Here is a 25,041-nt window from a genome sequence, read left to right as displayed (position 1 = left end):
AGAGGTCATTGCAAGCGCAGCGGCCCAATCTGCAGGGGGGCGCTGACAGCGGAGTCATTCGGGGCGGGCCCGGAATGACAGGCCCGGGAGCGTACCTTACAATTCACGGATTACCCGGCCGCTAACGGCCGAACTCGGAGATCAGTCAGTGACCACGAGCAGCCGACCGCGTATCAGCGGCACCCAGTTCATCAACGCCGACCAGGCGCCGCGCGCGCGCCTGAGCCTGAGCGCCTCGCACCGCGACCAGCACCATCCGGTGACCGGGACCGGCGGTGACCCCCGGTTCGGCGCGATCGATACCCCGGCCAACGAGAGCTGCGTGGTCTGTGCGCCGGCGACCCGCCGACTGGCCGAGGAATTGTTCGAGGGCTGGAACGCGGCCCTGCAGACGGGTGACGCGCGCAAGGTCGCCGCGCGCTACGCCGAGGACGCTGTGCTGCTCCCGACTGTCTCCAACGTCCCGCGCACCACGCATGCCGAGATCCAGGACTACTTCGAGCACTTCCTGGAGAAGAAGCCCTTTGGGACGATCAACACCCGCAACGTGAAGCTTGGCTGCAACAAGCTAACCGATGCCGGCACCTACACCTTTCGCGTGACGGATGGCGGTGAGACCAAGGAAGTCCCCGCGCGCTACACCTTCGTCTACGAGAACCGTGACGGGGGATGGAAGATCGTCCATCACCACTCCTCGATGATGCCGACCGCCTGAAGAGGGTGTCTCCCCAGTCCGGAGGCCTTTCGGGCCTCGGGCACCGCTTAACGTGAGTTGACTGTTCTCAACGCTCCCGGCTTCGCTCCAGCGCCCGCGCGAGCTTGATGCCGCTCGAAATCAGGCCGACGTGGCTGAACGCCTGCGGGAAGTTGCCGAGGAAAGCGCCGCTAGCGGGGTCGATCTGTTCCGGGAGCAGACCCAGCGCATTGGTGCGGTCGCACAGGGAGTCGTACAGTGCCTGGGCCTCCTCCAGTCGACCCTGCCCGACCAGATTGTCGACCAGCCAGAAGCTGCACAGCACAAACGCACCCTCGTGCCCGGGCAGTCCGTCCGGGGATTCCTCCGGCAGATAGCGGTAGAGCAGGCCGTTGCCGGCACCCAGGCGCCGGACGACGGCCACGGTAGTGGCCACCATCTTCGGGTGATCCGCGGGGATGACGCCGCGTCCGGGTAGTGCCAGCAGACTCGCGTCGATGCCGCCGCCGCCCAGATGTTCGGTCAGGCTCTGGAGTTCGGGGTCCCAGGCCTGTCCCAGGATCGCCTCGTGGATCTGCCGCGCCTCGGAGCGCCAGAGGGCGCTGTCCCCGCCCATTCCATTGTGCTCGGCCAGCGCGGCTCCGCGCTCCAGGGCCACCGCGCACAGGGCGGCGGAGTAGGTAAACGGTCGTCCGGCCGTGCGCACTTCCCAGATCCCGTGGTCGGGGTTTTTCCATTCGGTCTTGGCGGACTCGACCAGGCGCCGCAGGCGCTGCCACAGGTGATCGTCCAGCGTGCCGCCCCAGCGTACCCAGCGCCAGGCGCAATCGAGGATCTCCCCGAACACGTCATGCTGGCGCTGTTCGACCGCGCCGTTCCCCCAGCGAACGGGCCCCGAACCACGGTAGCCCTCCAGTTCGGGATCGCTGCGCTCCGGTTGCGGGAGGTGGCCGTCCACGTCGTACAGCACCCGGGGCCAGCCCGCGCGATCGACGGCGTCCAGGGCCCAGCCGATAAACCCGGCGGCCTCGTGGGTCATGCCGATGTCGCTCATCGCATACACCGAGAACGCCGCATCGCGGATCCACGCGTAGCGGTAATCCCAGTTGCGCGGGCCGCCGATCGCCTCCGGCAAGGAGGATGTCGGTGCCGCGATCATGGCCCCGGTCGCGGTGTAGTCCATCTGCTTGAGGGTGACAGCCGAGCGGCGGACGAGGTCTTCGCGAGGCCCTTCATAGCTGAAGTGCGTCATCCAGCGTCGCCAGACCAGCAGGGTGGCCTCGAGCAGGTCCTGCGGGGTGCGGGGCTGGAACCGATGCGTATGCGGCCCCCACCCGAGGAGCACGTGATGCTGCTCCCCGGCCTCCAGTTCATGCAGGCTGTCCGCGTCCTCCAGCGGCAGGGACGAGCTCAGGGCCAGTTCCAGGTCGGGCTGGCGGTGCAACGCCAGGCCCAGCCCGGCCCCGTGCGGATACAAATCCGCCCCGCCCCGGGGTGTAACGCGGACCCGCAGGTGTACCCGGCCCTCCAGCACCTCGATCCGGCGAAGCAGCTCATTCCGTCCGGCGGGTGCGTCCTCCGAGAGGTCGGCCCCTGCGCGCAGGGGCAGACAGTCGGTCACCCGGACGCGCCCCTCTGGTCCGGTCATCTCGGTGATCAGGACGGCGGTATCCGGAATATAGCGCTGGTGCGAGGTGACCAGGGGTTCCGGGGCCACGGTGAAGGCGCCGCCGCGCTGGTGATCCAGCAGCGCGCAGAACAAGGGTTCGGAGTCAAAGCGGGGGACGCACATCCAGGGGATGGTCCCGTCGCGACCGACCAGGGCGGCAGTCGTGCAGTTCCCGATCAGGCCGTGCTCCTCGATCGGCAGGTAGCCGTCAATGCGGTGTACGGGGCGGTCGGATACGGTCACTGGATCACTCCTTTGACATGGACGGTTGGCCGGGCAGGCAGGAGGGGGCAGGCGCGTCCAGGATCACGACGGACTCGCCGGGCAGCTCCAGGGTGTCCGGACCCACCACGATACCTGTATCGGACTGGAGCAGGAGGTGACCGGCCGCGGCGCCCGGGCACGCCAGCCGTTGCGGGGCAGGGTGCAGGTTGCACACCACCCGCAGTCCCGACCGGTGCACGATCAACCAGCGTGCCGCCTCGTCGAAATGCGCCTCGATCGCCTCCAGACGGTCGTCGCCGAACGCCGAGTGGGCATGCCTCAGGGCGATCAGGGCCCGGTACCACTGCAAGATGTCGGCATGCGGCTCGCGTGCGAGCTCGTCCCAGTCCAGGCGGGATTGTTCGAAGGTCTCGATGGATTGCGGGTCCGGGACGTTGCCGGGATCGGTGCCCCGGCCGAAGGCCGCGAACTCGCGCTGGCGGCCTTCGGTCACCGCGCGCCCCAGGTCGGCGTCCGGGTGATCGGTGAAATACAAAAACGGCGTCGCGGCCGCCCATTCCTCCCCCTGGAACAGCATGGGCACGAAGGGACTGGTCATCACCAGGGCCGCTCCAATCTTCAGTAGTCCCGGCGAGACGCCTTCACTGATTCGGTCTCCCAGGGCCCGATTGCCAACCTGGTCGTGGTTTTGCAGGCAACCGATGAAACGCCGGCCGGGCAGGTCGGAGGCCGGTCGCCCGTGGGTACGCCGGCGATAGTGGGAGTAGCGCCCGTCATAGACGAGGCCTCGCGTCAGCGCCCGGGCGACATCCGCCAGGCGTCCGAAGTCCGCGTAGTACCCGTCGGATTCCCTGGTCAGCAGGGCATGCAGTGCGTGATGGAAGTCCTCGTTCCACTGCGCGTCCAGCCCGTAGCCGCCGGCCTCTACCGGCCGCGCCACGCGCGGGTCGTTGCGGTCGTTCTCCGCGATCACCACCAGATGCCGCCCGAGCGCCCGCCCCAGGCGCTGCACCTCGGCGGCGAGCTGCTCCAGGAAATGGGTGGCCGAGGTATCGACAATCGCGTGTACCGCGTCGATGCGCAGGCCGTCGATGTGGTAGTCGCGCAGCCACATCAGGGCGTTGTAGATGAAGAAGCGGCGCACGCTGTCGCTGTCGGGGCCGTCGAGGTTCACGGCGTCGCCCCACGGGGTTTGGTAGTGGTCGGTGAAATAGGGGCCGAACTGCGCCAGGTAGTTGCCATCCGGTCCGAGGTGGTTGTAGACCACGTCCAGCAGCACCGCGATGCCGCGGCGGTGGCAGGCATCCACCAGCCGTTTCAGGCCATCGGGGCCCCCGTAGGCGTGGTGCGGTGCGTACAGGTCGACGCCGTCGTAGCCCCAGCCGCGCTCGCCGGGGAATGCCGCCACCGGCATCAGCTCCAGGTGGGTGATGCCGAGGTCGACCAGGTGATCGAGGCGGTCGATCACGCCGTCGAAGCTGCCTTCCGGGGTAAAAGTGCCGACGTGGATCTCCTGGATCACCGCCGCGGCCAGCGGCGGCGCCTGCCAGCCGGCGTCGTTCCAGACGAAGCGGGAATGCTCCAGCCAGCGCGACGGGCCGTGCACGCCCTGCGGCTGCCAGGCGGAGCGCGGGTCGGGGAACGGGCCGTTGCCGTCGACGCGGAAGGCATAGTCGCTGCCGTGCACCACCCGCGAGGTCTGCAGCGACCACCAGCCGTCCGCGCGGCGGTCCATTGGCATGCGGCTGCCACCGCACTCCAGTTCGACCTGATGCGCCTCGGGGGCCCACACGCTAACGGTGGTCATGACGTGGCCTCCTCGCGTTCGAGCAGGGCCACCGGAAACGCATCGAGGATCTCCGCGACCGGGTAGTCACCGCCTCGCAGCGTCGCGCCGGACAGGCGGTTGTGCCAGGTGCCGGGTGGAACCGCAAGCCGGGTGCCGCACCAGTCGCCCGCCAGCCCGAGTATCAGGCGCGGCACCAGCACCAACGCCCCTTCGCCGCGCAGGTAGGCGACCGCGTGCCCGGTGCGTTCGCCGCTGGCGCGCAGCGGGGTACAGGCCGCGTCCGGGCGGAACCACTCCGGGTGGCGGCGGCGCAGGGCCAGGGCCTGGTGCACTACCCACTGCTTGGGCAGTCCCTCGTCGGCGCGGGCGTTGATCTGCGCTGGCGAGAGGTGCGCGAGTTCCTCCAGCAGGCGGGTCCGCGTGTCGAAGTCCACCGGGCGGCGGTTGTCCGGATCGACCAGGCTCAGGTCCCACAGCTCGCTGCCCTGGTAGATGTCCGGGATGCCCGGGGCGGTGAGCTTGATCAGGGTCTGTGCCAGGCTGTTGGTGCGGCCGGGGCCGACCAGCGGCTGCAGGAACGACTCCAGCGATTCGCGAAACCCCGGGTCATCCAGGGTGCCGGCCACGAAATCGCGCAGGGCCTGCTCGTAGTCCTCCTGCGGATGGGTCCAGCTGGTGTGCTGCTTGGCCTCGCGTGCGGCCTTTTCCATGTAGGCCGTCATGCGCTCGGCGTCGATCGGCCAGGCACCGACCAGCGTCTGGTAGTACAGGTACTCGGTGGCCGGGTCCGGCCACCCGCCACTGCGGTGGCGGGCGTTGTGACGCATCCAGCGACGCACGCTCCTGGCCCAGGCCTCCGGCATCTCGGAGAGCAGCAGCAGGCGGGCGCGTACGTCCTCGCTGCGCTTGGTGTCATGGGTCGAGGTGGCCAGCATCGCCTCCGGGTGGCGGGCCCGGGCGCTGGCCTCGTGGAATTCGTCCACCGACAACCCGAAGCTTCCCGGGTCGCCACCCACCTCGTTGAGTGCCGTCAGGCGGTGGAAGCGGTACAGCGCGGTATCCTCCACGCCCTTGGCCATCGCCGGGCCTGTCAGCTGCTGGAAGCGCAGGGCGAACTCGGTCTCGCGCTCGCCGGGGATGCGCAGCAGGAGCAGGTTGCGCAGGAACTGCAGCAGCTCGCTGTCCAGCTCCGGGCTGCGCTCGGCGGCCTGCTGGGTCGCGGTCTCCACACAGCCGACGTCGGCGTCCGTCACGCCGCCTTCGCGTGGGGTGACGTAGGTGCGGTAGACCGGGAAGCAGGCCGCCGCCTCCAGCAGGGCGAGGTACAGCTCATGGCGGGTGTAGTCGCGGTGGCGGCGGTGGCGTTCGCAGATATCCACGAACAGCGAGCTCAGGCGGTTGAGTTCGCTGCCGAGCAGGTCCTTGAGTACCTGTCGCTTGGATTCGTAGACCAGTCCCGGGTAGTCGGCCTCCTCGCCGGTGAGCTCCTCGAACAGCCGTGTCAGCGGGGCCTCGCCGGCCGGGTCCGCGAACAGCCCCTGCACGCGGTTGAGGAAGTCGTAGCCGGTGGTGCCGGCGATCGGCCAGTCGTCCGGCAGCTGCTCGCCGGGCTCGAGGATCTTCTCGGCGACGATCCAGGTGTCCGGACAGGCGTGGTGCAACTGGCTGAAGTACTGCCGGGGGTCGCGCAGGCCGTCCGGGTGGTCGACCCGCAGGCCGTGCACCGAGCCTTCCGCCACCCAGCGGACCGGCAACGCATGCACGGACTGGAAGACCTCCTCCTTCTCCTGCCGCAGCCCGGCCAGGTCGTTGATGTCGAAAAACCGCCGGTAGCCAAGGTCGCGGCCGGCGGTGCGCCACCAGGCCAGCCGGTAGTTCTGCTTGTCGATCAGCGCGTCCAGGGCGTCGGGGTCGGCGTTGATCCGCTCGACCTCGGCCGCGATTGCCTCGGCGGCTGCCGGGTCCTGGCGGGTCGTGTCGTCCAGAAGCTGGCGGATCACGTCCTGGTCGCGGTGGCGCCGCCCCACCGTATGGTGTGCGGTCAGATGCGGCTGTGGAAGGCGTGCACAGGATTCCGCGAGAAAGCCCAGCAGCTCGATACCCGTGGCGCGACAGGCGCGGTCGAGCAGCTCGTTGAGCGAAGAGGGGTCCAGCGGGAAGCGGTGTTCGTAATAGGCGAGCTCGAACAGCCCGGCGCCATAGTGCAGGCGGATCTCGCCGGCCTCGAGGACACGGCCGTAATGATCGCCCAGCACCGGGAGCAGGACCTTGTTCGGCCAGCGCTCCTCCGAGGACTCCCAGTCGACGTCGAAGTACGTCGCAAACGGACTGGACGGGCCGTTCTCCAGCACATCCCACCACCACGGGTTCTGGTCCCCGGCCACCGCCATGTGATTGGGTACGATGTCCAGTACCAGCCCCATCCCGGCGGCCTCCAGTGCCGCGCACAGGCGCTGGCGTGCCGGTTCGCCGCCAAGCTCTTCGTTGACCCGCGAGGGGTCGACCACGTCATAGCCGTGGGTGCTGCCGCGCACCGCCTGCAGGATCGGCGACAGATAGACATGCGAAACCCCCAGCCGCGCGAGATAGGGAACAATCGCGGCCGCGTCGTCCAGCGTGAACCCTGGGTGCATCTGCAGGCGACAAGTCGCGATTCGCTCGGGTTGGGCCTGTCGCCTCTCGCGGCCGTCCGCGGACCCCGCGCTTCCTGTACTGCTGATGGATCCCTGCATCGCCCTCCGTCCCGAAGGCAGACCGGCCGGGCAATCCGACCGCTAACTCGAATATGGACCACATCCCGAACGAAGGGAATCCGCATCGCCGGCCAATGCCCAGAAACTGGGGCACGGCCGTCGGGATGGACCGCATGGCAGGAGGCAGGAGCTTCGCGGGGTAATGGGGTAAGCTTCCGGCATACCCCCCCCCATCCATGCGAAGGAGTTCCCGTATGCGTCGAGCGCTGGTCCTGCCCGCCTGTCTGGTTTCATTGTTTTCCGTTGTACTGGTTTCCGGGAATGCGCACGCGGCCGGGGCCGCGACGCTGGTCCTGGAGGGCGAGGAGTACGTGCTGGAGATGGAGGTCTGTGATTTCTCGGGCGAGTCGGATGACCGCTACCAGACGCTGGTGGCGCGCGCGGATACGGATCGCGGCCCGCTGCGGGTATTTGCCTCGCGCAATGCGGTTGCGGGGATGCTGACGCACTCGGTGTCGCTGCAGTTTGGGGACTTTCGTGCGGGGGGCGAGGTGCTGGAGGCCAATCGGACCCGTATGGGCCAGCAGTGGATTAGTGCCGCCGGAGGTGCTGCCGAGCCGCTGGTCCAGATCGACGGAAGCGAACTGCAGGCCGACGGCCGATTCGTGGATATGGAGATGACGGCGGAGCCGGTGGACGGGCGCCTGACCGCGACCTGCGATCGCCGGTAGGGTTGGCGGGCCCATCGCTGCCGTTGCATTATTTTCGGTCTGTTGGGCGCGCACTCGCCTGACCACCTGACGTGTCGAGTTTCAGGAGGCGGCCGGAATGATCAAGGAGTCGGACTGGAAGCGGTTCAGCCGGCTGAAGGAGACCGCGCTGGATCGTTACTGCGAGCGAGCGCTGGCCGATTGCTGGGCGACAATGGAACAGGAAGACCGGTCGAATCACGAACGCTTTCTGGATCTCTATCAGCAGTTGAACGAAGCGAACGAGCGCCTTGCGTTCATCTTCGATGGCCATGCCCGCTCGAAGGCCCTGGATCAGTTCAGGTGTATGCGTCATGACGGGCTGATCGAAGATGCAGAGCTGGAAGGGTTTACCACGGAATTCGTGGAGAAGACCCGGCCGCGGGGCCCGTAGTCTCCAGCCGCGCAGGGCGCCAGATGAAACGGGTATTGCCTGTGAACGGATCGTGGCGTGTCGGGGCGCGGAAAGGCGAAGGCCCGGCGGGTGCCGGGCCTTCGGGGTGGATCAGGAGGCGAGTCGCTTGTACTTGACCCGGTGCGGCTGGTCGGCCGCGGCGCCCAGGCGCTTGTGGCGGTCCTCCTCGTACTCCTGGTAGTTGCCGTCGAAGAACACCACGTTGCCGTCTTCCTCGAACGCGAGGATGTGCGTGGCGATGCGGTCCAGGAACCAGCGATCATGCGAGATCACGATCACGGAGCCGGGGAAGTCCAGCAGTGCCTCTTCCAGCGCGCGCAGGGTTTCCACGTCCAGGTCGTTGGTCGGTTCGTCGAGCAGCAGGAAGTTGCCGCCGCTTTGCAGCAGCTTGGCCAGGTGCACGCGGTTGCGCTCCCCACCGGAGAGGTCCTTCATGCGCTTTTGCTGGTCGGTGCCCTTGAAGTTGAAGCGGCCGACGTAGGCACGTGACGGCATCTGGAAGTTGCCGACCTGGATGATGTCCTGGCCGTTGGAGATCTCCTCCCAGACGGTCTTCTCGTCCTGCAGGGCATCGCGGCTCTGGTCGACATACGCCAGCTGCACGGTTTCGCCCAGCTCGATGGTCCCTTCGTCCGGTTGTTCCTGGCCGGCGATCATGCGGAACAGGGTGGTCTTGCCCACGCCGTTCGGGCCGATCACGCCGATCAGCGCACCGCGCGGAACGGAGAGAGACAGGCCCTGGTAGAGCACGCGATCGCCGAAGTGCTTGGACAGGTTGTCCACCTCCAGCACCTTGTCGCCCAGACGCGGGCCCGGCGGGATGTAGATCTCCTTGGTCTCGGAGCGCTTCTGGTAGTCGGTGGAGGCGATCTCCTCGAAGCGCTTCAGGCGGGCCTTGCTCTTGGCACCACGGCCCTTCGGGTTGGAGCGCACCCACTCCAGTTCGGACTCCATCGCCTTCACGCGGGCCGCCTCGGACTTTTCTTCCTGCTTCAGGCGCTTTTCCTTCTGTTCCAGCCACTGCGAGTAGTTGCCCTGGAACGGGATGCCCTGGCCACGGTCCAGCTCGAGGATCCAGCCGGCCACATTGTCGAGGAAGTAGCGGTCATGGGTCACCGCAACCACGGTGCCCTGGAACTCCTGCAGGAAGCGCTCCAGCCAGGCCACGGATTCGGCGTCCAGGTGGTTGGTCGGCTCATCGAGGATCAGCATGTCCGGGTTGGACAGCAACAGCCGGCACAGCGCCACACGGCGGCGTTCCCCCCCGGAGAGGTTCTTCACGTCGGCATCCCATGGCGGCAGGCGCAGGGCGTCGGCGGCAACCTCCAGCTTGCGTTCCAGGTTGTGGCCGTCGGCGGCCTCGATCTTCGCCTCCAGCTCGCCCTGCTTGGCGGCCAGGGCGTCGAAGTCGGCCTCCGGCTCGGCATAGGCGGCATACACCTGATCCAGCTCGGCCAGGGCTTCCTTGACCGGGGCCACGGCCTCTTCCACGTTGCCGCGGACATCCTTGTTCTCGTCGAGCTGCGGCTCCTGCGACAGGTAGCCGATGTTGATGCCCGGCTGCGGGCGCGCCTCGCCGACAATGTCGGTATCCACGCCTGCCATGATGCGCAGCAGGGTGGATTTGCCCGCGCCGTTGTAGCCCAGCACGCCAATCTTGGCGCCCGGGAAGAAATTCAGGTTGATGTCCTTGAGGATGTACTTCTTCGGCGGGACGATCTTGCCCACGCCGTTCATGGTGAAGATGTACTGCGCCATGGTGCTCCTGCGACGAATTCGGTTTGGATGAGGGGGCGGGCCACTCGTGGCCCGCGCTGGGTCGGCACTTTACCATCCCAAGGGGGTCAGGGGCGTGTCTCGCGGCCTGCCAGGGTTCCACCGCGGGCGGTCCCCGCAACTCCGCGATCCGGGTAGGTGTGTGTCGAATGAAGCGATCAAGCCGTTCAACGAGCGGGTGGGGGGACTGGGCCGCCCTGGAAAGCTCGGGTCGTCCCATGAATCGGGGAGCGCAGCGGCCCTGCGACGGTGCCCCATGCGACTGCGTCTCCTTTCTGCCATCCGGGACTGGACCCGGAGGCATCAAGCCGGGGCTCGAGGAATATCGGCGCGAAAGCCCCAGTACTCGGAATGCTGGACGGCACAGGCTCGGCGCAAGCTGCTACCATTCATGCAATGAGAAGGTATCACCGGGGGCGCGCACACCAGGCCTTGCGCAGGGGCACGGCGCCCGCGCACAAGGCGCTGGATCAGCACCGGTTGATGCAGCAGCTGACCGGTCGCGCGCTTACCCGCGAGCAGTACGCGGAATCGCTTGCGGCGATGTGCCGACCGCATGCCCGACTGGAGCGGTGGGTTCATGCAAGCCGCCATCATGCGGAGTCGGGATTCGAGCTGTCACCACGTCTCGCGCGACTGGAAGCGGACCTGGTCGCGTTGGGCCAGCCCGTCCCTCCGGTCTCGCAGACGCCGCCGGACCTTTCGGATGGACGTGCGGCCTGGTGGGGCCGGGTTTACGTACTGGAGGGATCGCGTCAGGGCAGTGCGGTGATTGCCCGGTGCATCCATTCCAGCCTGGGCGATACGGTGCCTTGCCGTTTTTTCGGCGAGACCATCGTGCCCGACGACTTTGGTCGCTTGCTGGCGACGCTCGAGCGCGAGCTGGAAGTCGATGATGCTCTCGAGCAGGCGGTAGCGGGCGCCCAAGAGGCGTTCGCCGACTACCAGGCCGAGCTGGATGCTTTCGACAGCAGGGAACGCGCTGTCGAAATGCGATAAATTCACTGCCCGCTGTCACTCCGCGAAGGAGATGAAGGATATGGACGAGCCGGAACTGGACGCCGCGCTCGAGGCTTGCGAGCGCGAGCCGGTGCATATCCCGGGAGCGATTCAGCCGCATGGTGCGCTGATTGCCATGGACGAGCAGCTCCAGGAGGTTCGCCAGGTTAGCGCCAACCTCGAATCCATCCTCGGTATGCGGGTGGCGGATGCGTTGGCCATGACACCCGAGCGGCTGTTCACGCGCCGCTGGCTCGATCAGATCCGCACCCAGCTTGAGTCCCCGAACCGTTACGGTGCGATGATCGTGTCGCTGCGGATCCGCGGCCGGTCACAGCGGTTTCGTCTGCTCTCGTATCGCAGCGGTGCGCGAGTGGTGGCCGAACTCGAACCGATTTCCGGCAATCCCGAGCGCTGGCTGTTTGGCGCCATGGCCGACTGGCAGACGGAGCTGTCCGGTCATACGACCCGTGACGGGCTGCTGCGGGCGCTCACCGCCCTGGTGCGCGAACTGGCCGGCTACGATCGGGTGATGATCTATCGGTTCGACGAGGACTGGAACGGCAGCGTTGTCGCCGAAAGTCTGTCCGCCGGGGCCGATAGCTACCTCGGCCACCACTTTCCCGCCAGCGACATACCGGCCCAGGTGCGTCAGCTCTACAGCATCAAGCACGTGCGTGACATCCCGGATGCATCGGCCGCAGCCGTGCCGCTCGTCCCCGAAAGCGACCCGGCCGATGATTCCGCCCTGGACCTGTCGCGCGGCATCCTGCGCGCGGTCGCGCCGATCCATGTCACCTATCTGGCCAACATGGGCGTGGTCGCCTCGATGTCGATTGCACTGCATCTGGATGGTCGGCTGTGGGGACTGCTGGCCTGCCACGCGGCTTCGCCCAACATCCTGTCGCCGGCGCTACGTGATGCCTTGCGCGCCATGGTGCAGACGGCCTGTTTCCAGCTGGAACTGATACAGGCCCGCGACGACGCCGTGCTGATTCAGCGCGCCAATGAAAGCCGCGACGTCCTGGTCGACGAACGGGGTGAGTTTCCCGAGCCGGAAGAACTGCTGGAGCGACACGGCAAGGACTGGCTCCAGGTGTTCCGGGCGAGTGGTGCGGTGCTGGCCGCCGGCGATCAGAGTGCCGGCGTGGGCACTGTGCCGGATGCCGAGTCGATCAATGGCATTGTCGCCTGGTTGAACAAGCATCGCACCGGCGAGCTGGCCTGGTCGTCAAGCGAGCTCGGCCGGACCGGGCTGGGGGCGTTCTGCCAGCCCGCCCGGGCCGCGGGCTTGCTGGCGGTACCGTTGCCGATTCGGAATGCACGTCACGCCTGGCTGCTGTTCTTCCGGTCGGAGAAGGCCGAAACCCGTATCTGGGCCGGCAACCCGGAAAAGACCATCGACCGGCAAACCGGCCGATTGTCACCGCGCGAAAGTTTCGCTTCCTGGAAGGAAACCGTGCGCGGACAAAGTGCCCGCTGGCTCTCGGTCGAACTGCGCGCGGCGACCGACCTGGCCAGCGATCTGGCCGTGCTGATCGCGGCCGGCGAGATCAGCAAGCTCAATCAGCGGCTCGAGCGCCTGGCCACCCGCGACCATCTCACCGGCCTGTGGAACCGCTACCGCATGGAGGAAACGATCGACCAGGAGATCGCCGTGGCCGAACGCTACGGGCGACCTTGCGCGCTGGTCATGTTCGATATCGACCATTTCAAGCGCTTCAACGATACCTGGGGTCACGATGCCGGGGACGAAGTGCTGGTGACGGTGGCGCGGACCGTCTCGACCTTCATGCGCGATGCCGATCTTGCGGGTCGCTGGGGCGGTGAAGAATTCCTCGTGCTGGCCGCCAACACCGGTCTCGAGGGTGCGACCCGCCTGGCAGAACGGTTGCGCGCGGCGATCGCGGGCCTGGAGATCCGTGACTACGGCAGTGTGACCGCCAGTTTCGGCGTGGCGGTATACCGCGAGGGTGATCAGAGACGTGGCATCGTCAAGCGCGCAGACCTGGCCCTGTATGCCGCCAAGGAGGGCGGGCGCAACCGGGTCGAAGTCAGCGCGGGTTGAAGCCGCAATCCTTCCAGCTCGGATTTTCCGTGGTGATGGCATTTCTGTGCAGCGGCCCGACTTACTGGTGCGGGTTGAAGCCGCGGTGGCGCAGGAAGGCCTTTTCCAGCTCGACGAAGGTGAACAGGACGATCCCGAACACGAGGATGCGGCCCCATTCCTCCAGGCCGATGGCGGTGGTGCCGAACAGCAGCTGCAGTGGCGGGGCGTAGGTAAAGAGGCTCTGCAGTACGATCAGGATCCCGATTGCGACCAGGGCCGGTCGGCTGGCGACGAGGCTTGCATGGCTGAGAGCAGGCGCCAGAAGAGAACGGCTGGTAAGCATGAAGAACAGCTGCCCCATCACCAGGGTGTTGATGGCCACCGTGCGGGCGAACTCGTGTTCCGCCCCCTGCTGCTCCAGCCACAGGAAGTGGCCAAAGGCGCCGGCGACCAGCAGGGTGGACACGAAACTGACGCGCCAGAGCAGGAAGCCGGACAAGATAGGCGAATTGGGCGGGCGAGGAGGGCGTTGCATGACGCCCGGCTCGGTAGGTTCGAAGGCCAGCGCCAAGCCGAGGGTAACTGCGCTGACCATGTTGACCCATAGCACCTGCACCGGAGTTAGCGGCAGGGTCAGACCCAGCAAAATGGCAGCGACGATCGTGAAGGCCAGCCCCCCGTTGCTGGGCAGCAGGAACATGATCGCCTTTTTCAGGTTGTCGTAGACAGTTCGGCCTTCTTCGACCGCATTGGCGATGGAGACGAAGTTGTCGTCGGCCAGTACCATTGCGGAGGCCTCGCGTGCGGCCTCGGTGCCCTTCAGCCCCATGGCCACACCAACATCGGCGCGTTTGAGTGCAGGGGAGTCGTTTACGCCGTCACCGGTCATGGCCACCACGTCGCCGTGGCTCTGAATCGCGCGCACGAGGCGTAGTTTGTGCTCCGGTGTGGTACGGGCGAATACGTCGACGCGCTGGACTATCGCCTTGAGGTCATCGTCCGAGGTGTTGTCCAGTTCGTGGCCGACCACCACACCGCCTTTGGTGTTGATGCCCAGTTCGTCGGCGATCGCCCGTGCGGTGACGCCGTGATCGCCGGTGATCATCTTCACGCGGATCCCGGCTCCCTGACAGTGAGCCACCGCTTCGATCGCCTCTTCACGCGGCGGGTCGATGATTCCGCAGACAGCGACCAGGGTGAGCCCCCCGTTCTCGATGTCGCCAAACTCGAGCTCTCGACGGAGCCCTTCCATGCGCCGGGTAGCGAGAGCGAGCAGGCGCTGACCACGGGCGGCGACATCATCCATCCACTGTTGCCAGTGTTCGGAGTCCAGCGGTTCATCCTCATCTTTAGTGCGCTGGTGGCTGCACAGGGACAGCACGCGTTCTGGCGCGCCCTTGAGGAAGAGGAAGGCGTGACCCTCATGATCGTGGTGCAGGGTGGCCATGAACTTGTAGGACGATTCGAACGGGATCACGTCGTCGCGCACAAATTCCTTGTTCACGAGCTTCGGGTCCAGCCCGCCCTTCATCGCCGCGGTGATCAGGGCCCCCTCGGTGGGGTCACCCTCCATGGTCCAGGCGTCGTCCTTCGGGTAGACCTCGGCATCGTTGCACAGGAGGATGCCGCGCAGGATCTCCGCGAGCAGCGGGTCGGATTCCGGATCGGCCTCCTGGCCGTCGCGGGTAATCCCGCCGTGCGGCTCGTAGCCCACCCCGGTCAGCTCGTACTCCGCCGCGGTGGTGACGATGCTCTTCACCGTCATCTCGTTGCGGGTCAGGGTGCCGGTCTTGTCCGAGCAGATGGTGGTGACCGAGCCGAGGGTCTCCACCGCGGGCAGGCGGCGGATAATCGCGTGGCGCGCGGCCATGCGCTGTACCCCGATCGCCAGGGTGATGGTCATGATCGCCGGCAGGCCCTCGGGGATCGCCGCGACTGCGAGGCTGACCGCCGCGAGGAAGGTCTCCACCAGGTCGTAGTCGCGCACCCAGAAGCCAAAGGCGAAGGTGGCCGCGGCCAGTATGCCGATCGCCACCGACAGCCAGCGGCCGAACTGCGCGATCTGGCGCAGCAGCGGCGTCGTCAGGGTCTCCACCTCGCCGATCATGGTGGAGATGCGCCCGATCTCCGTATCGGCCCCGGTGCCGATCACCACGCCGCGCCCCTGGCCGAAGGCGACGAGTGTGCCGGAATACGCCATCGAGACGCGGTCGCCGAGGTCGGCCTCTGGCTCCACCGGGGCGGTCTGCTTCTCGCTGGCGACCGATTCGCCGGTCAGCGCGGCCTCGTCGATGCGCATGTTGTGCGCCCCGGTCAGGCGCAGGTCCGCCGGGACGCGGTCTCCCGCCTGCAGGTAGACGATGTCGCCGGGGACCAGCTCTTCCGCAGGGATACTCCGGCGCTGGCCGTCGCGCAGCACCTGCGCCTTCGGCGAGAGCATCTGGCGGATTGCATCCAGCGCCTTTTCCGCCTTGCCCTCCTGGATGTGGCCGATGATCGCGTTGATCAGTACCACCCCCAGGATCACGCCGGTATCCAGCCAGTGCCCGAGGAAAGCGGTGCCGATGGCCGCGGCGATCAGTACGTAGATCAGCACGTTGTGAAACTGCAGCAGGAAACGCCGGATGGGTCCGGTGCGTGCGGTTTCCGGCAGGCGATTGGGGCCGACGTCCTGCAGCCTTTGTTCGGCATCCGGAGACTTGAGCCCGTGCTCGTCCACCTCCAGGCGCTTGAGGACCTCGCCGGTCTTCAGGGCGTGCCAGTCGAGGGATGGGTCACGATTGCTCATGCGTCTACCGTCAAGGTGGCGGCGGCGGGGCCGTTCCAGATTTGCCTATCATGCGCTGCGCAGGTCGCGCTGTCAGGACTACGCCCGCCCGTTCGGGCGGAATTTTCCCACCGCTACTGAGTCTATTGGATCACGCTAACCACCCAGGAGGTTCCCCATGTCCCGTTGGATCGCCACGGCCGCCCTTGCGGCCGCAGCATTGTTGGTGGCCCCGGCCGCTCAAGCCGCGGAGAAGGTCACGCTGGAACACGATGATCTGACCCTGGTCGGGCACATGAAGGAAGGCATGGGGGCGAGTCCCTCCGACGGTGTGGTGCTGATGCTGCACGGCACCCTGGCGCACGGGCGCATGGAGGTGATGGCGGGGGTCCAGGACCTGCTAGCCGAGCACGGACTGAACTCCCTGTCGATCAACCTGAGCTACGGCATCGATGCGCGTGAAGGGATGTTCGAGTGCGACGCCCCGGTGCGTCACGGGGTCGACGATCACCTGCAGGAGGTCAGCCTGTGGCACGAGTGGCTGCAGGACGAAGGCTACGGCCCGGTCACCCTGTTCGGGCACTCCCGTGGGGCCAATCAGGTCGCCCGCTACCTGACCGAGCACGACCCGGACGGCATCCGCGCCCTGGTGCTGGTGGCGGCTTCCACCTTTGACGAGGATGAGGCTGCGGCGGATTTCGAGGAGCAAAGCGGCCTGCCGCTGCAGGTGATGCTGGATCGTGCCCGCGAACTGCAGCGCATGAACCAGGAAGAGACCCTGATGGAGGACGTGCGCTTCCTCTATTGCGAGGAGCTGGACGTGACCCCGCGCGCCTTCCTTGGCTACTACGAACCGACCCGCCAGAACGATACCCCTTCGGTGATCCGCGGGATGCAGATCCCGACGCTGGTGATCGTGGGCTCCGAGGACGACGTGGTGCCGGATCTTCCGCAGAAGGTCGAGGCGGTGAAGGACAGCGGCGACATCACCCTGATGACCGTGGACGGTGCCGATCACTTCTTCCGCGACTTCTTCGCGGATGACGTGGCCGATTTCACCGCGGACTTCATCGATCAGAACTGATCGGTAAGCCCTCAAGAAAAAGTCGGCGCTAGTGCAAGGCCGGCCCGGGAATTCCCCGGGCCGGCCTTTTTCGTGCCCGTGTTAGGGGCTATCCGACCAGCAGCGTCAGGTAGAGCCCGAGCATCGCGGCGGAGAACAGCAGCCCGATGGTCTCCCATCGGGTCAGGACGCGTTCGGCGTCTTCCAGGCGCTGGCGCAGGTTCAGGCGCAGCATGCGCAGGCGTGCCGGCATCCGGCGCGGCCGGGGTGGTGGCGGGGCCAGGTTTCGGTGGGTACGGCGGGCGGCACTCCAGGCGGCCTCGGCCAGGACGGCCAGATCGCCCTCCGGCACGCGCGGGGTCTCGCGGTCACGGATCAGCCGGTAGGCGATGCCGGCGAGGACGAGCCCCAGGGCGATCGGCCACAGCAGGGCCAGGCCATAGAGGTCCCGCGGCTCGACGGGCAGGCCGCCGGGCCCGACGACCAGGACCCTGAGCGGGAGCAACAGCCCCATCAGTGCAAGACTGCCCCAGGCCCACCACCGTTGCCGGTCGAGGCCGTCGGCGGATGCTCGCAGTCCGGCCTGCCAGCGCCACAGGAAACGCAGCAGCAGCACGCTGGTGCCCGCTGCGGCGAGGCTCAGCAGCAACTCCGTATGCGCCAGCCAGCCGGGCAGGGCGTCGGGGGCCAGCGGGCCCTTTAGCGTGTTCTTGGCCAGCGCGCCGCTGGTGAAAGGCAGCCCGGCCAGGGCCAGGGCCGGCAACAGGGTAAACAGGACAAACGCGGCCCGGGCCAGGCGCGTACCCGGCCACTGGTTCTGCATCCCCGCCGTCAGGAACAGGGCCCCCTTGGCCAGGCCGTGATGCACGGCGTACAGCGTGACGGCGGCCAGCAGCCAGCCGCGCGCCTCCGGCAGCAACAGGGCCAGGCCTATGCCGACCGTCATCAGTCCCATCTGCGAGATGCTGGAGTAGGCGAGGATGGTCTTCGGTCGTACCTGCAGGACGCCCACCAGGACCCCGAGGAAGGCCGCTGCCAGGCCCAGCAGGACCAGGCTCTCGCCCAGCACTGCATGCCCGGTGGCGTCGAGCGGCAGCAACCGCATCCAGCCCAGCAGCCCGGCCTTGATCATCGCCCCGGACAACACGGCGCTGGCCGGTACGGGGGCCGCCGGGTGGGCCAGAGGCAGCCAGAAGTGCAGCGGCAGCATGCCGGCCTTGATCCCCAGGCCTACGACCAGCAGTGCGAGCGCCCAGCCCTCGGGGCGGGCGGCTGCCACCGCCGCCAGGCTGGATTGCCCGGCGGCGTGGACGGCCAGGAGCAGGCCCGCGAGCAGCAGGACCTCGCCCAGTACCGCGAGGATCAGGTACACCCGCCCGGCGCGCCACGCCTCCGGCTTTCCGGAGTGGACCACCAGCCCGTAGGCGGAGAGGCTCATCAGGGAGAAAAACAGGTAGAACGATGCCGCGTCCTGCGCGAGGACCAGGCCCAGATTCCCGGCCAGGGCCAGCAGCCAGAACACGTAAAAGCGCACGCGCCGGGCGTCGTCACGCCGCTCGCCGAGGGCGAATAGTCCGGCTGCCAGCCAAAGGCCTGCAGTCAGGGCCAGAAACGCCTGCCCGGTTGGGTCGACGGCCAGGTGGGTCCCCATCAGCAGGCTATCGAAGGTCGCCTCCAGCCCGGTCGGGGCCAGGGCGGCGAGCAGCAGCCCGGGGAGCGCGGCCCAGGGGACCAGGCGGTTCAGCCGCGCCTGCCCCGGGCGCAGGCCGATGAATACCGCCAGCAGTAACGGCAGCAGTGGGACGGCGAGCAGGAGGATGCTGCTCACAGCCCGAACTCCGGCAGCGAATAGTCGCGTCGCACGATCAGGCTGACCCAGCCCAGCGGGCTCAGCCCCAGCCCGGCGAAGAGTCCCACCAGCAGGCCCAGCGCAGCGGTGAAGACCACCGGAAACAGCAGCATCCAGTGGGTCTCGAAGCGGGTCGGCCCGGCATGCGCCTGCAGCGGTTCATGCCACGGCTCGCGGCGCTCACCGAGCCAGCCACGGATCACCGGCGGCAGGAAATAGGCGGCGTTCAGCAGGCTGCTGAGGACCAGCACGCCCAGCACCCAGGGCATGCCGGCCTCCAGCGCCCCCAGCCCGAGGTGCCACTTGGTCACGAATCCCGCCAGCGGTGGCAGGCCGATCATGCCCAGCGCCCCGAGGGTGAAGGCGAGCATGGTCAGCGGCATGCGCCGGCCGACCCCGTCGAGCTCGCTGATGCGGTGGATGCCGAGGGTCTCGGCGAAGTTGCCGGCGCAGAAGAACAGGGTGATCTTGGTGATGCCCTGGTGCACCAGGTGCACCAGTCCGCCGATGATCCCCAGCGGCCCGGCCAGCGCCACGCCGAGGATGATGTAGGAGACCTGGCTGATGGTGGAGAAGGCCAGGCGCTGTTTCAGGTCGTCCGTGCGCAGGGCCTGGATGGAACCGTAGACAATGGTGATCGCCGCCACCACCAAAAGCCCGGCGGTCAGGCCCAGTTCGATGGCCAGCTCGGTTCCATAGACGTCGTTGACGACGCGGATGATGCCGAAGGCGCCGGCCTTGACCACGGCCACGGCGTGCAGCAGCGCGCTCACCGGCGCCGGCGCGACCATCGCGATGGGCAGCCACGAATGCAGCGGCACCAGCGCCGCCTTTACCCCGAAGCCGATCATCAGCAGCACGAACAGGATCTGGAGGGTGGTCGCGTGCGTCTCCGCGAGACCGTCCAGGTACCCGCCCGGGGTGAAGCCCTCGGCTCCGGCCAGGAGCGTGAGCCAGACAATCGCCGTGAACAGCACCAGTCCGCTGGTCAGCGTGTAGGCGAGATAGAGCCGTCCGGCCCGCAGCGCCGCCGGCGTACCGCGATGGACCACCAGCGGCCAGGTCGCCAGCGTCAGGATCTCGTAGAAGATCAGGAAGGTGATCAGGTTGCCGGACAGGGCAATGCCGACCGTCGCACTGACGCACAAGGAGAAAAACCCGAAGAAGCGGCTGCGCCGGGGCGAACCCTCCAGGTAGCCGATCGCGTAGACGGTGGTCACGAACCACAGCACGGCCGAAAGACTCGCGAACAGCAGCGACAACGCATCGGCGGCCAGGACCAGGTCGATGCCCGGCACCAGCGGCAGGCTGAAGCGGTATTCGTCGCCGCGCAGCACCCCGGCCAGCAGGACTCCGACCAGTGCCAGCTTGGTGCCGGCGCCACCCAGGTTCAGCGCGGTACGCAGGCCCTGGCGATGCTCGGGCAGAAAAAAGATCGCGATCCCCGGCCCGAGGGAGCTGAACAGGATCGCGAGCAGCAGCCAGCCGCCGTCCATCAGGGGGCCCCCGGCGTCAGCGCGAGCGTGTTGAGGGTCAGCGTCCCGGCCAGCCCGGCGAGCGCCGCGACAGTCGCCAGGCCCAGCGGTACCCAGTCCATCCACGGCGAGACCGCCTCGCCGGCATCTTCGTGTCCGCGGTGAAAGGCCGGGGCCACCATCCGGAATATGTAGGCCGCCGCGAGCAGGCCGCCGCCGGCGATCGCCAGCACCCACAGCACGCCGATGACGCTACCGGCCAGGACCGTGCCCAGGCCGGCCTCCAGGAGCAGGTACTTGGCGATGAATCCGCCGGTGAACGGCAGCCCCATCAGGCTGACGCCGGCCAGCCCCAGGGCGAAGACCGTGCGCGGCCGCGCCCGCAGTACATCGCCCAGGTCGGCTAGCCGATCATGCCCGGCGGCGTGCTGCAGCGTGCCCGCCGCGAGGAAGACCGAGGCCTTGGCCAGCGCGTGGACGACCGCGAAGAACACCACCACCCGCCAGGCGCCCGGGTCCACCAGCATCAGCGGGAAGGCGATCAGCAGATAACCGAACTGGGCGACGGTGGAATAGGCCACGATCGATTTGAGGCGCCCGGCGCGCAGGGCCTGCAGCGAGCCCCAGACCAGCGCCGCCACGCCCAGCATCCCGACGAGGATGCCGAAGGCCGGGGTGGCCAGCGGGGCGAACACGCCCATCCACAGACGCAGGATCAGATAGAACGACCCGGTGACCACCAGCCCTGAGAGCACCGCGCTGACCGGCGCCGGGGCCGAACCGTGGGCCGGCGCCAGCCAGACATGCAGCGGGAACAGCGCAGCCTTGAGCATGAGCCCGGCGGTCATCAGTACGGCAGCCATGCGTTCTGTGGGGCCCGCTTCGGTGCGGGCCTCCAGCAGCACCAGATCGAGGACCCCGTGCTCCCCGAACAGCAGCACCACGCCCATCAGGAAGCTGAGCGAGCCGAGGATGTTGACCAGCAAATAGCGCACTGCGCCGGAGACCGCGGCGGCCGTTCCGGTGAAGGCGACCAGCGCCACCGCGGACAGCGAGACCACCTCTAGCGTGATGTACAGGTTGAAGGCATCGCCGGAGAGAAACAGCATGTTCAGGCCGGCCCACAGCCAGAGCCACAAGGGCCAGAATTGGCGCCGCTCGATGCGATCATGCACATAGCCCAGGCTGTAGAGGCTGGTCGCAAGCCCCACGACGGCCGTCAGCACCAGCAGGGTCATGGACAGTCCGTCCAGATGCAGCATCAGGCCCAGCGGGGCCTCCCAGCCCCCCAGTGCCACCCTTGTGGCCGCGGCGTCCGGATCCGGCCCGGCGTTCAGGAACAGCGCACTCAGACCGAGCACCCAGGCTGTGATGGCGAGCGCCCCCAGCAGGCCGACGCGATGGGCCTGGCGCGGCCAGGCCGTCGCCAATACGGCCACTACCAGCGACAGCGCGACCAGCCCGGCGATCGCCGCCGGGAGCCACTCGGCATTTGCCGGGGTCACGAGGGCCGATCCTCGTCCGAGGCGGCGGGGCCGCCGTCGGCGTGATGTTCGCCGCGCGAGATGTCTTCCACCGGGGCGTCGTCGTCCGGTGGCCCGGGGAGCATCACTGCATGGCCCGTCAGCCGCGTCAGGTGCACCACCAAAGCCAGGGCGAAGGCGGTCGCGCTGACCGCGACCACGATGCCGGTCAGGGTCAGGGCCTGCGCCACCGGGTCCGGCGGGCCCTCGCCGCGGGCGGCCACACCCAGCAGCACCATGAACACGCCCGAGCCCATGATGTTCAGGGCCAGGATGCGCAGGACCAGATGGTGCCGGCGGATCAGCCCGTACAGCCCCAGGGCGAACAGGATGGCCCCAGCGGTGGGGTACAACAGGCCCGGTGCCAGCGTGTGGGCCAGTGTTTCGGCCAGGCCGTTCATGCGTCGTCCCCGGCCGGGCGCCCGGCCACGAACAGGGCCACCAGGGCCAGTGCGATGGACAGCGTCGCCGCGATCTCGATCAGGAGGATCAGCGGGTAGGCCCAGGCGTCCGCATAGCCGAGAAAGCCGTGTCCGGCCACGAGGCCGTACAGCCCCACCAGCAGGAACAGGGCGACGCCGGCGGTCAGGCCCAGGCGCAGTGGCACCCCCGGCGCCATTGGCAGCTGGCGGGGTCGCGCCAGGACCAGCAGGATCCCGGCCGCGCCGAGGATGGCCCCGGCCTGGAAGGCCCCGCCGGGGGCGTGGCTCCCGGCCCACAGCACGTACACCCCGGTGACGATCGCGACCGGGACCAGCAGGCGCAGGGTGCCGGGCAGGATCGGGCCCGGGGCCGGACGCGCCGGGATCAGGTCATGTCGCCCCAGCGACCACGCGCCCAGCAGTGCGATCAGGACAATCGCCAGCTCGAGGAAGGTGTCGTAGGCGCGGAAGTTCAGCAGCACCGCGGTGATCGGGTGATCGACGCCCGAGACGTCCATGTGCGCATCCACTACCGGTTCCAGCCCGGTGGACTGCGGCTGGTGCCACAGCGCGGTGACCAGCAGGCCGCCGACCACCAGGGCAAAGGTCAAAGCGGGCAGGAAGGTCCGGCGTTCGGGCGGCGGGTCGTGCAGCGCCCGCAGCAGGGCATGCGGCCCGGTGGGGTCGGGCGGGGGCGTATGCGGGCGGCCACTGCGACGTTCCGCCATGATGCTGCGCAGGCGTTCCAGCGTGACCAGAAGCAGGGCCCCGGTGATGCCCGCGCCGATCGCGGCCTCGGCCAGCGCGATGTCCGGGGCCTCCAGCCGCACCCAGGCCAGCGCCAGCAGCAATCCGAATGTAATGAACAGCACCACGGCCCGGAACAGGTCGGTACTCGCCAGGCAGCGCCAGGCCACCCCGACGATGCCGGTCAGCAGGACCAGATCGAAGAGGACCAGCAGCCCGTTCATCGATCCGACTCGAACTCCCCGTGGGTCCAGGTTCGTTGCGCCACCATGTGCGCGGCGGTGGTCCCCGCGGCCAGGACCAGAAGCCAGATCAGCAGCAGCTTGAGGATGTCCGCCGGCCCGGCGGCCTGAAACATCAGTCCGAGCACCACCAGCCCAAGCCCGACGTTGTCGGCCTTGGTCAACGCATGCAGGCGCGAGTAGACGTCGGGGAAGCGCAGCAGCCCGGCGGTGCCGGCGGCAAAGAACACAAGCCCGGCCAGGACCAGGAGTACGGTCAGGGTATTAGCGATCATCGTTCGACTCCCTTGATTCCGTGGACTCGGGATGCTGGCGGTGGGTCGGGGTATCCGGCGGTTCCGGCAGGCCGTGCTGGCGGACGAAGGCCACGGCGGCGACCACCGCCAGCAGTGCGAAGACCAGGGCTACGTCCACCAGGGCGGACTCCTCCAGCGTCATCGACAGCAACAGCAGGATCGTCACCCCGGTGGTGCCGAATAGTTGCGCGGCCAGCATCCGGTCCCCGGAACCCGGCCCGCGCAGCACGCGAACGAGACCCAGCAGGATGGTGCTCAGCAGGAACAGCGCCGCAGCCAGGTAGAAGACGCTCACGAGTTTTGCCCGTTGCGTTTGTCGCGGTGGTCACGCGGGTCGCGGAAGGCGGCCCGGATGCGTCGTTCCAGAGCGATCAGCGCCGCCCGGGTGTCGGCGTCGCGATCCAGCACATGCAGGGTCAACAACCGGCCCTCCAGCCGAATGCTGAGCGTGCCGGGCAACAGGCTAATGACCGCCATGAACAGGGTCAGCGGCGGCCCATGGGCCAGTTCGGTTCGGTAGGTCACGAACGCCGGATGGATTGGCAGGCGCGGATCCAGGGCGCGGCGCGCGACATCCAGGCCGCCCAGAAACGAGTTGCGAAGAAAAAAGCCCAGCAGGTCGGGCAGGGCGCGCAGGCGTAACGGGAGCGGCCGGCCGGTCGGCAGCAGCAGGCTGGCGCTACCGGCCAGAACGATCGCCAGCAGGGCCAGCGGTTCCAGCAGGGCCTCGTGGCCCGCGAGTACCCACCACAGCAGCGCGGCCGCGGCCGCAGTCCCGATCGCCCGCCTGCCACGTGACCGCGCGCGGCCGGGGAAGCCGGGGTTCGGTTGCGAGGAGCGAGACGCGGGCGTCATCGAGTCGCTGACTGGCGGAGGTGCCGAGGTGATCCTGGCGCTCTTATCTCAGCTCGTTGCTGGCGTCGGTGAACCCCATCAAGGACACGTCAAAGACGAACGGTTGCTCCTGGTGCAGGGCGCGGAAGGCCACGGTCAGGGCCTGCCCGCCTCGGAGCGCGCTCATCTGCTGGCTGTTCAGTTCGCGTCCGGCGACACAGCCCTGCTGCACGCAGGTCACGTAGCCGGCGTCCATTTCCTCGCCCGCGTCATCGACCTGCATGCGGATACCGGGTCGCAGATCCACGCCCAGCGGCACCAGCACCTCGATCACATGCTGGTCACCTTCACGGCGGATGGTGGCCTGCAGAAACAGTCCCTGCGCCTGTTCGTCCTGAATCTGCAGGGTCTGCTGCATCTGGCAGCGCTCGCCGTTCGGGGTGTCGATGCAGGCGACCTCCCAGTCCTGGTAGACGGTGGTTTCCGGCTCCTGCTGCACGGGCTGCTGCGGTTGGCCGGGTTGTCCCATGTCCTGCGCCGCCCCCGGGGCGGCGAGGCCCGTGAGCAACAGCGCAACAATGGCAACGAATGGGCTGCGGCGGACGTGTCGAAAAGACTGGATGGCCATAGGCATGATCAGGGTGGTCTCCGATGTTGAAACGTGGTCCTACTCTAGCGCGCCAGGCAAGGGACTGCTTTGAACCGGTCTCGGTTCCGGTGGTGCCCGCGTAGCCTCTCATGGCCCGGTCGTATAGCGGTCGACA

The 25,041-nt window shown here is 67.8% G+C and carries 20 protein-coding genes; 6 read left to right on the top strand and 14 right to left on the bottom strand.

The genetic code is table 11. From position 1 onward, the window contains the following. The first annotated feature begins 148 nt into the window (after window positions 1–148). A complete protein-coding gene (locus F618_RS0104955; protein ID WP_019567931.1) occupies window positions 149–715 on the top strand; it encodes an SgcJ/EcaC family oxidoreductase in 567 nt (188 codons plus the stop codon). 67 nt (window positions 716–782) lie between these two features. On the opposite strand, the gene F618_RS0104950 is transcribed toward F618_RS0104955, so the two are convergent. Genes F618_RS0104950 through treY form a run of 3 tightly spaced genes read right to left on the bottom strand, consistent with a single transcriptional unit; the run spans window position 783 to window position 7,109 of the window. Then, window positions 783–2,606 carry a glycoside hydrolase family 15 protein gene (locus F618_RS0104950; RefSeq protein WP_019567930.1) on the bottom strand — a complete coding sequence of 608 codons (1,824 nt, stop codon included), beginning with the start codon at window positions 2,604–2,606 and terminating at the stop codon, window positions 783–785. A 4-nt stretch (window positions 2,607–2,610) separates the two neighbouring features. Then, window positions 2,611–4,395 carry a malto-oligosyltrehalose trehalohydrolase gene (gene treZ, locus F618_RS0104945; RefSeq protein ID WP_019563267.1) on the bottom strand — a complete coding sequence of 595 codons (1,785 nt, stop codon included), beginning with the start codon at window positions 4,393–4,395 and terminating at the stop codon, window positions 2,611–2,613. Next, window positions 4,392–7,109 (bottom strand): malto-oligosyltrehalose synthase, encoded by a 2,718-nt coding sequence (gene treY, locus F618_RS0104940; protein WP_026331153.1) that lies wholly within the window; start codon window positions 7,107–7,109, stop codon window positions 4,392–4,394. The genes treZ and treY overlap by 4 nt, the downstream gene beginning before the upstream one ends. Before the next feature lie 215 nt (window positions 7,110–7,324). On the opposite strand from treY, the gene F618_RS0104935 reads away from it, so the two are divergent. Both F618_RS0104935 and F618_RS0104930 read left to right on the top strand, forming a co-directional pair. Then, window positions 7,325–7,801 carry a hypothetical protein gene (locus tag F618_RS0104935; RefSeq protein WP_019563269.1) on the top strand — a complete coding sequence of 159 codons (477 nt, stop codon included), beginning with the start codon at window positions 7,325–7,327 and terminating at the stop codon, window positions 7,799–7,801. Between the two features lie 97 nt (window positions 7,802–7,898). Further along, window positions 7,899–8,213: a hypothetical protein gene (locus F618_RS0104930; RefSeq protein WP_019567928.1), complete on the top strand. Its 315-nt coding sequence runs from the start codon at window positions 7,899–7,901 to the stop codon at window positions 8,211–8,213. Between the two features lie 111 nt (window positions 8,214–8,324). Here the strand turns inward: F618_RS0104930 and ettA are convergent, their stop codons facing one another. After that, window positions 8,325–9,992, bottom strand: a complete 1,668-nt coding sequence (gene ettA, locus F618_RS0104925; RefSeq protein WP_019567927.1) for an energy-dependent translational throttle protein EttA — start codon at window positions 9,990–9,992, stop codon at window positions 8,325–8,327. Between the two features lie 369 nt (window positions 9,993–10,361). Here ettA and F618_RS0104920 point away from each other — a divergent pair, with 369 nt between their 5' ends. Then, complete coding sequence (locus tag F618_RS0104920; protein WP_019567926.1) at window positions 10,362–11,009, top strand: biliverdin-producing heme oxygenase; 648 nt, start codon at window positions 10,362–10,364, stop codon at window positions 11,007–11,009. Between the two features lie 40 nt (window positions 11,010–11,049). Further along, window positions 11,050–13,077, top strand: a complete 2,028-nt coding sequence (locus F618_RS0104915; protein ID WP_019567925.1) for a sensor domain-containing diguanylate cyclase — start codon at window positions 11,050–11,052, stop codon at window positions 13,075–13,077. A 61-nt stretch (window positions 13,078–13,138) separates the two neighbouring features. On the opposite strand, the gene F618_RS0104910 is transcribed toward F618_RS0104915, so the two are convergent. After that, window positions 13,139–15,847 (bottom strand): cation-transporting P-type ATPase, encoded by a 2,709-nt coding sequence (locus F618_RS0104910; RefSeq protein WP_019567924.1) that lies wholly within the window; start codon window positions 15,845–15,847, stop codon window positions 13,139–13,141. 157 nt (window positions 15,848–16,004) lie between these two features. Between F618_RS0104910 and F618_RS0104905 the strand changes: the two genes are divergently transcribed. Further along, window positions 16,005–16,910 carry an alpha/beta hydrolase gene (locus F618_RS0104905; protein ID WP_018168614.1) on the top strand — a complete coding sequence of 302 codons (906 nt, stop codon included), beginning with the start codon at window positions 16,005–16,007 and terminating at the stop codon, window positions 16,908–16,910. Window positions 16,911–16,998: 88 nt separating this feature from the next. Here F618_RS0104905 and F618_RS0104900 read toward each other — a convergent pair whose 3' ends face one another. The 9 genes from F618_RS0104900 to F618_RS0104860 are packed head-to-tail and all read right to left on the bottom strand — an operon-like array spanning window position 16,999 to window position 24,911. Further along, window positions 16,999–18,717, bottom strand: coding sequence for a complex I subunit 5 family protein (locus tag F618_RS0104900; protein WP_019563275.1), 1,719 nt, complete (start codon window positions 18,715–18,717; stop codon window positions 16,999–17,001). Next, the gene (locus tag F618_RS0104895) at window positions 18,714–20,234 is read right to left on the bottom strand and encodes a complex I subunit 5 family protein (protein ID WP_019567923.1); all 1,521 of its coding nucleotides are present in this window, start codon (window positions 20,232–20,234) and stop codon (window positions 18,714–18,716) included. The genes F618_RS0104900 and F618_RS0104895 overlap by 4 nt, the downstream gene beginning before the upstream one ends. Next, a complete protein-coding gene (locus F618_RS0104890; RefSeq protein ID WP_019567922.1) occupies window positions 20,234–21,718 on the bottom strand; it encodes a complex I subunit 5 family protein in 1,485 nt (494 codons plus the stop codon). Before F618_RS0104890 ends, F618_RS0104895 begins: the two co-directional genes overlap by 1 nt. After that, on the bottom strand, window positions 21,715–22,137 hold the full coding sequence (locus F618_RS0104885) for a cation:proton antiporter subunit C (RefSeq protein ID WP_018649842.1): 423 nt from the start codon (window positions 22,135–22,137) through the stop codon (window positions 21,715–21,717). The genes F618_RS0104890 and F618_RS0104885 overlap by 4 nt, the downstream gene beginning before the upstream one ends. Continuing rightward, complete coding sequence (locus F618_RS0104880) at window positions 22,134–23,129, bottom strand: hydrogenase subunit MbhD domain-containing protein (protein WP_019567921.1); 996 nt, start codon at window positions 23,127–23,129, stop codon at window positions 22,134–22,136. The genes F618_RS0104885 and F618_RS0104880 overlap by 4 nt, the downstream gene beginning before the upstream one ends. Beyond that, on the bottom strand, window positions 23,126–23,422 hold the full coding sequence (locus F618_RS0104875; RefSeq protein ID WP_019567920.1) for a monovalent cation/H(+) antiporter subunit G: 297 nt from the start codon (window positions 23,420–23,422) through the stop codon (window positions 23,126–23,128). The genes F618_RS0104880 and F618_RS0104875 overlap by 4 nt, the downstream gene beginning before the upstream one ends. Continuing rightward, complete coding sequence (locus F618_RS0104870) at window positions 23,412–23,738, bottom strand: monovalent cation/H+ antiporter complex subunit F (RefSeq protein ID WP_019567919.1); 327 nt, start codon at window positions 23,736–23,738, stop codon at window positions 23,412–23,414. Before F618_RS0104870 ends, F618_RS0104875 begins: the two co-directional genes overlap by 11 nt. After that, window positions 23,735–24,298, bottom strand: coding sequence for a Na+/H+ antiporter subunit E (locus tag F618_RS0104865; RefSeq protein WP_019567918.1), 564 nt, complete (start codon window positions 24,296–24,298; stop codon window positions 23,735–23,737). Before F618_RS0104865 ends, F618_RS0104870 begins: the two co-directional genes overlap by 4 nt. Window positions 24,299–24,341: 43 nt before the next feature. Continuing rightward, window positions 24,342–24,911, bottom strand: coding sequence for an invasion associated locus B family protein (locus F618_RS0104860; RefSeq protein ID WP_026289385.1), 570 nt, complete (start codon window positions 24,909–24,911; stop codon window positions 24,342–24,344). Between the last annotated feature and the right edge of the window lie 130 nt (window positions 24,912–25,041).

The sequence above is a fragment of the Thioalkalivibrio sp. ALMg13-2 genome, assembly GCF_000381185.1.
Taxonomy (GTDB): domain Bacteria; phylum Pseudomonadota; class Gammaproteobacteria; order Ectothiorhodospirales; family Ectothiorhodospiraceae; genus Thioalkalivibrio; species Thioalkalivibrio versutus.
The sequence above is the reverse complement of the archived record's forward strand: the minus strand, read 5'-3'. Positions and strand labels throughout refer to the sequence as shown.

What these genes read in the sequence shown, in the direction of transcription:
- treZ (WP_019563267.1), bottom strand. Translation starts at nt 4,395, where the DNA reads ATGACCACCGTTAGCGTGTGGGCCCCCGAGGCGCATCAGGTCGAACTG.
- treY (WP_026331153.1), bottom strand. Translation starts at nt 7,109, where the DNA reads ATGCAGGGATCCATCAGCAGTACAGGAAGCGCGGGGTCCGCGGACGGC.
- F618_RS0104935 (WP_019563269.1), top strand. Translation starts at nt 7,325, where the DNA reads ATGCGTCGAGCGCTGGTCCTGCCCGCCTGTCTGGTTTCATTGTTTTCC.
- F618_RS0104930 (WP_019567928.1), top strand. Translation starts at nt 7,899, where the DNA reads ATGATCAAGGAGTCGGACTGGAAGCGGTTCAGCCGGCTGAAGGAGACC.
- ettA (WP_019567927.1), bottom strand. Translation starts at nt 9,992, where the DNA reads ATGGCGCAGTACATCTTCACCATGAACGGCGTGGGCAAGATCGTCCCG.
- F618_RS0104920 (WP_019567926.1), top strand. Translation starts at nt 10,362, where the DNA reads ATGCTGGACGGCACAGGCTCGGCGCAAGCTGCTACCATTCATGCAATG.
- F618_RS0104915 (WP_019567925.1), top strand. Translation starts at nt 11,050, where the DNA reads ATGGACGAGCCGGAACTGGACGCCGCGCTCGAGGCTTGCGAGCGCGAG.
- F618_RS0104910 (WP_019567924.1), bottom strand. Translation starts at nt 15,847, where the DNA reads ATGAGCAATCGTGACCCATCCCTCGACTGGCACGCCCTGAAGACCGGC.
- F618_RS0104905 (WP_018168614.1), top strand. Translation starts at nt 16,005, where the DNA reads ATGTCCCGTTGGATCGCCACGGCCGCCCTTGCGGCCGCAGCATTGTTG.
- F618_RS0104895 (WP_019567923.1), bottom strand. Translation starts at nt 20,234, where the DNA reads ATGGACGGCGGCTGGCTGCTGCTCGCGATCCTGTTCAGCTCCCTCGGG.
- F618_RS0104885 (WP_018649842.1), bottom strand. Translation starts at nt 22,137, where the DNA reads ATGAACGGCCTGGCCGAAACACTGGCCCACACGCTGGCACCGGGCCTG.
- F618_RS0104880 (WP_019567921.1), bottom strand. Translation starts at nt 23,129, where the DNA reads ATGAACGGGCTGCTGGTCCTCTTCGATCTGGTCCTGCTGACCGGCATC.
- F618_RS0104875 (WP_019567920.1), bottom strand. Translation starts at nt 23,422, where the DNA reads ATGATCGCTAATACCCTGACCGTACTCCTGGTCCTGGCCGGGCTTGTG.
- F618_RS0104865 (WP_019567918.1), bottom strand. Translation starts at nt 24,298, where the DNA reads ATGACGCCCGCGTCTCGCTCCTCGCAACCGAACCCCGGCTTCCCCGGC.
- F618_RS0104860 (WP_026289385.1), bottom strand. Translation starts at nt 24,911, where the DNA reads ATGCCTATGGCCATCCAGTCTTTTCGACACGTCCGCCGCAGCCCATTC.